At 46.6% G+C, this 4865-nt stretch carries 3 protein-coding genes, 7 tRNA genes and 1 rRNA gene; all 11 read left to right on the plus strand.

The genetic code is table 11. The features are described 5' to 3' along the window. A 5S ribosomal RNA gene (rrf, locus tag I8U23_RS13250) occupies positions 1 to 96 on the plus strand; the annotation flags it as partial. Positions 97 to 605: 509 nt separating this feature from the next. After that, positions 606 to 1838, plus strand: a complete 1233-nt coding sequence (locus I8U23_RS13255) for a dicarboxylate/amino acid:cation symporter (RefSeq protein WP_037998344.1) — start codon at positions 606 to 608, stop codon at positions 1836 to 1838. 131 nt (positions 1839 to 1969) lie between these two features. Next, positions 1970 to 2056, plus strand: a tRNA-Leu gene (locus I8U23_RS13260). 3 nt (positions 2057 to 2059) lie between these two features. Then, a tRNA-Gly gene (locus tag I8U23_RS13265) sits at positions 2060 to 2133 on the plus strand. A gap of 8 nt (positions 2134 to 2141) precedes the next feature. Next, positions 2142 to 2217: transfer RNA gene (locus I8U23_RS13270), tRNA-Thr, on the plus strand. A 6-nt stretch (positions 2218 to 2223) separates the two neighbouring features. Beyond that, positions 2224 to 2300, plus strand: a tRNA-Glu gene (locus I8U23_RS13275). 5 nt (positions 2301 to 2305) lie between these two features. Further along, positions 2306 to 2382: transfer RNA gene (locus I8U23_RS13280), tRNA-Asp, on the plus strand. Between the two features lie 13 nt (positions 2383 to 2395). Next, positions 2396 to 2471: transfer RNA gene (locus I8U23_RS13285), tRNA-His, on the plus strand. Positions 2472 to 2474: 3 nt separating this feature from the next. Continuing rightward, positions 2475 to 2549: transfer RNA gene (locus I8U23_RS13290), tRNA-Gly, on the plus strand. A 189-nt stretch (positions 2550 to 2738) separates the two neighbouring features. Continuing rightward, positions 2739 to 3512, plus strand: coding sequence for a hypothetical protein (locus tag I8U23_RS13295; protein WP_037998340.1), 774 nt, complete (start codon positions 2739 to 2741; stop codon positions 3510 to 3512). Positions 3513 to 3603: 91 nt separating this feature from the next. Continuing rightward, entirely contained in the window at positions 3604 to 4653 is a 1050-nt protein-coding gene (locus I8U23_RS13300; RefSeq protein ID WP_049720529.1) for an Ldh family oxidoreductase, read from the plus strand. The last annotated feature ends 212 nt before the right edge of the window (positions 4654 to 4865 follow it).

Here is a 4865-nt window from a genome sequence, read left to right on the forward strand (position 1 = left end):
GGGATCCACCCGTTCCCATCCCGAACACGGAAGTTAAGCCCTCCAGCGCCGATGGTACTTGGGGATGACCCCTGGGAGAGTAGGTCGTTGCCAGGCAAATTGTCACCCAAACCACCTTCAGCAAGACTGCTGAAGGTGGTTTTTTTTTATGTTTCATGCGCATTTAAGGTATCTTTTTTTTAAAAATATAAATTTAGCAATTTAAATTTTACATATTTGGAGTATCCTATTGAGAAAAATTGCCAAAAAGGTTTATGTGAAGATAAAAAATATGAATATTGAAAAAGTGTTTTTACCTTTGCCGGTACGAAGAAAACGGGGATGATTTTCAGAGAAGAGGGATCAAGGGCAAAGTGATCGTGAATCTGAAATCTTCTGCTCTCATTCCAATGCACAAGAGGGGACCGGCTTGCAACCGGAATTTGCAATGATAAATAAAATCTTTTGGTTTTTTTAGGATGATAATTTTTAGTTGAGATATTTCTTTATAAAATATATAATAAAATTGTCATTATTACCTTGTCGCCTGTATTGTCTGATTAATTTAAAATTGATTTTTTATGAATTATCGAATTATTTTTGAAAGGTGTGAGGCTATGAAGAAGATTTCCTTGACGAAAAAGATTTTGATCGGGATCTTGCTCGGTCTGATAGTTGGTGTTATTCTTAATCTTTATTTTCCATCTGCATTTGTCGTCTTGAATCAATATTTATTTGACCCGGTCAGTAATTTATTTATTAAAGCAATTAAAATGGTTGTCGTTCCTCTTGTGTTTTTCTCGCTGGTTTCGGGAGCTGCCGGCATTGCCGATCCGAAAAAACTGGGGCGCATCGGCGGGAAAACGATTATCCTGTATATTCTGACAACGGCAATCGCCATTACTTTTGCCATTATTTTGGCAAATATCATCCAGCCGGGAACCGGGGTTACGATTGACCAACCGGCGGAAGAAGTGAAAGTGGATAAGCCGCCGAGCATGATTGATACCCTGGTGAATATCGTTCCGGAAAACCCGGTGAAAGCCATGGCTGAGGCGGAAATGCTGCAAATTATCTTTTTCGCTTTGCTGTTTGGAATTGGAATCGCTTTATTGGGGGATAAGGCCAATCGCATCAGAGAAGTGATTGAACAGGGAAATGAAGTGACGTTGAAACTGGTTACCCTTGTTATGGCCACAGCCCCTTATGCGGCATTTGCCTTGATGGCCCGGGCGATCGGGGAATCCGGGATCGAGTTGATCGGTTCCATGGCGATATACATGATCACCCTGTTGCTGGCGTTGTTGTTGCATATGGGTGTGACATACAGTACACTGCTTGCCGTATTTGCGAAGATGAATCCGATTTTCTTTTTCAAACGCATGATGAGGGCGATGGAAGTTGCCTTTACGACCAGCAGCAGTGCCGCCACCCTGCCGGTGACCATGGATGTGGCGGAAAATGACTTTAAAGTCCCGAAATCGATCAGCAGTTTTGTGTTGCCGCTCGGCGCCACGATCAACATGGACGGAACGGCCATCATGCAGGGGGTTGCCGCCATTTTCATCGCCCAGTTATATGGAATTCCGTTGGGGATTGATGATCAGCTCATGATTATTTTGACCGCAACCCTTGCGTCAATTGGTACGGCCGCTGTTCCGGGAGCCGGAATGATTATGTTGACTTTGGTGTTGCAATCGGTGGGGCTGCCGGTTGAGGGGATTGCCATTGTACTCGGTGTGGACCGTTTGCTGGATATGAGCCGTACGGCGACCAATATCACCGGGGATGTGTGTGTGGCAGTCGTTGTTGCCAAAGGAGAAGAAAAAAGACAGCAACAAGAAGGTTCAGCTGCGTGATCTTCAGTGGCATCAAGGGGAAAAAAGACGGGATTCCCGTCTTTTTTTTGTTGAAAAAGGGGTTGCGTTTTTTTCGAACCTGTGTTAAATTATATCAGCGTGAGATGATTTTCTAATTTCCATAACATTTTGCGGTCGTGGTGGAATTGGCAGACACGCTATCTTGAGGGGGTAGTGGCCTTTTGGCCGTGCGAGTTCGAGTCTCGCCGACCGCACCAGTTGCGGGTGTAGTTCAGTGGTAGAACATCGGCCTTCCAAGCCGAATGCGAGGGTTCGATTCCCTTCACCCGCTCCAGAGCATCCGCTCCCTTAGCTCAGTTGGCAGAGCGCTTCCATGGTAAGGAAGAGGTCACCAGTTCGAGCCTGGTAGGGAGCTCCATGAAACGGCCCGTTGGTGAAGTGGTTTAACACACCAGCCTTTCACGCTGGCATGCAGGGGTTCGAATCCCCTACGGGTCACCAAATGCGGAGCTGTGGTGTAGAGGCCTAACATGCCTGCCTGTCACGCAGGAGATCGCGGGTTCGAATCCCGTCAGCTCCGCCATTTTTTTTGGATGGCGGCCGTGGCGAAGTGGTTAACGCACCGGATTGTGGCTCCGGCATTCGTGGGTTCGATTCCCACCGGTCGCCCCATATGCGGAAGTGGCTCAGGGGTAGAGCATCGCCTTGCCAAGGCGAGGGTCGCGGGTTCGAATCCCGTCTTCCGCTCCAAACAAACCGATAACCAAGCAAAGCTGCAAGTGATTTAAAACTTGCAGCTTTTTTCTTTGCTAAAAAGGTGTTCCCTGGAATGTTTACATATTTTTTATTCAATTACAAATTAAATCAATTTTATCCAATTTTAAGAAGGAAATTGAAAAAAGATGTGGAAAACTAATTCCCCGTAAGGGGGTACATAAAATGACAAAAAAATGGATTAAACTTGCTCAAGTTGTTTTGTCGTTGGTTTCGTTGTTGGTAATCAGCTTACATCCGGCCGTTTCATCAGCGGCAGACGATGCGGATGTACAAGCGAAGCTCAAATCGTTGGTTGAAGCAAATGTTTTAAAGCCGATTCCTTTTAAGGGAAATTGCACCTCGATTCAATTCAAAGTACAGGTGGGAAGCGTTTTTAAGTTGGTTGATCTTCCCGACACCCCGCTAAAAGTGGTGGTGCCTTATGAAATTTACTGGTATCCGGCTTCCGATCAAGGGTTGGTGAACGGGAAGAAAGTGGATCAGGGAGTACTGGATGTAAAAGAAGACAACGAAACTCTTTTTGTGAAATATGATCCCAGGTCCAATCCGAACGGCGCCAAAGGGACGTATGTTTTAAAAGTAAGATTGAACATAAACAATGAAGTCATCGGGAAGATCTTGATTGCAAAACTGGTGTTCAACCATGATTGCGGATCGGATCAACCGGGGGCGCCCGATGATCCAGGAAGCGGCCAACCGAATGACCCGAATAATCCCGATGATCCCGGAAACCAGGATGATCCGAAAAATCCCGGAAACGGTGGTGATCAGCCCGGCGATGACAATCAAAAGGGTGGTTCCAAACAGCCTCAAGGAGGAAAGTTGCCCAAGACCGCGACGTCATATGGAACCGGAATGATGTTTGGACTTGGGGGAATCCTGGCCGGGATGGTACTTCTGTCCGTTGCAATGAAAAGAAAATCCCTTTTGGGTTAATCTTTTCCGGATCCGGAGAAAAGAAGGAAGGCCTGTGACAATGCAGGCCTTTTTCTTTACGCAAATGATCTGAAAGGAGGTTTGCCATCCGTTGCCGCGATTTAAAGATGCCGATCTGCGGCGATTTGCCGAAACAGTGCTCAAAGCGGTCGGAGTTTCTCAAAAAGATGCGAAAATAATAACGGATTCATTGATACAAGCCAACTTGGAAGGAATCGACAGCCATGGCATCAGCCGTTTGCCGGTTTATGTGCGCAGGATGATGGAAGGCAGAATTTCCGTGCGCCCGTGTCTTCGGATCATTCAACACGGATCGGCGTTAAACGTGGATGGAGACAACGGGTTGGGGCAAGTGGTTTCTTACCGTTCGCTGGAAGCGGCGATTCCCGTTGCAAAAAAACTGGGCATGGCCGGTGTCTTTATTCGTCGCAGCAATCATAACGGCACAGGTTCGTTTTACTGCCAGCAAGCCATGCGGGAGAATATGGTGCTGATCGCCATGACCAATACCCCGCCGGGCATTGTGCCAACCGGAGGCAGAGAACCGCGGCTGGGGACCAATCCGGTTGCTTTCGGTTTTCCGGTGAACGACGGTCCACCGTTGATTGTTGACTTGGCCACCAGTATGGTTGCAAGAGGCAAAGTGATTTTGGCCGCCCGCGAAAAGAAACCGATTCCCAAGGGCTGGGCCGTTGATGAAAACGGAATGGATACAACGGATCCTTCGGCCGCACTCAAAGGGGCGATGCTGCCGTTGGGGGGAGCCAAGGGATATGCTCTGGCATGTGCAATTGAGATGTTTTGCGGGGTCTTAAGCGGTGCCGCCTTCGGGAAAAATGTAGTCAGCATCTATGAAGAGAAGGCTGGCTTTGCTGGTGTGGGACACCATTTCATCCTGTATCATGTGCCGCATTTCATGTCATTAAAGGAATATGACAAACGGATGAACGCCTTTTTGCGGATGTTGAAAGAAACACCTCCTTCCACAAACAGTGATGGCGTTTATTATCCGGGAGAAAGGAGATATCAAAGATATTTGCAAAGAAAAAAACAAGGAATTCCTCTTTCGGATGAAGTGGTGAAGGATTTGAATGACATGGCGAAAAGCCTTTCGGTACAAGGGGTTTACCAGGGAGAATAAAGTTCTTCTGTGTGATTTATAATAGAGAGAGAAAAAAATTAATTTTTTTGTTGACAAGTGATCAAATATGGGTTAATATATTCAACGTTGTCGCGAAAAACTGCTGCATGACTTGTTCCTTGAAAACTGAAGAGTGAAGACATGACTCGTTAATTCTTGAGAGTTCACATCAAACTTTTTTGGAGAGTTTGATCCTGGCTCAGGATGAACGC

It is taken from the genome of Thermoactinomyces sp. CICC 10735 (genome assembly GCF_016055175.1).
Lineage (GTDB): Bacteria > Bacillota > Bacilli > Thermoactinomycetales > Thermoactinomycetaceae > Thermoactinomyces > Thermoactinomyces vulgaris.

What these genes read in the sequence shown, in the direction of transcription:
- I8U23_RS13295 (WP_037998340.1), top strand. Translation starts at nt 2,739, where the DNA reads ATGACAAAAAAATGGATTAAACTTGCTCAAGTTGTTTTGTCGTTGGTT.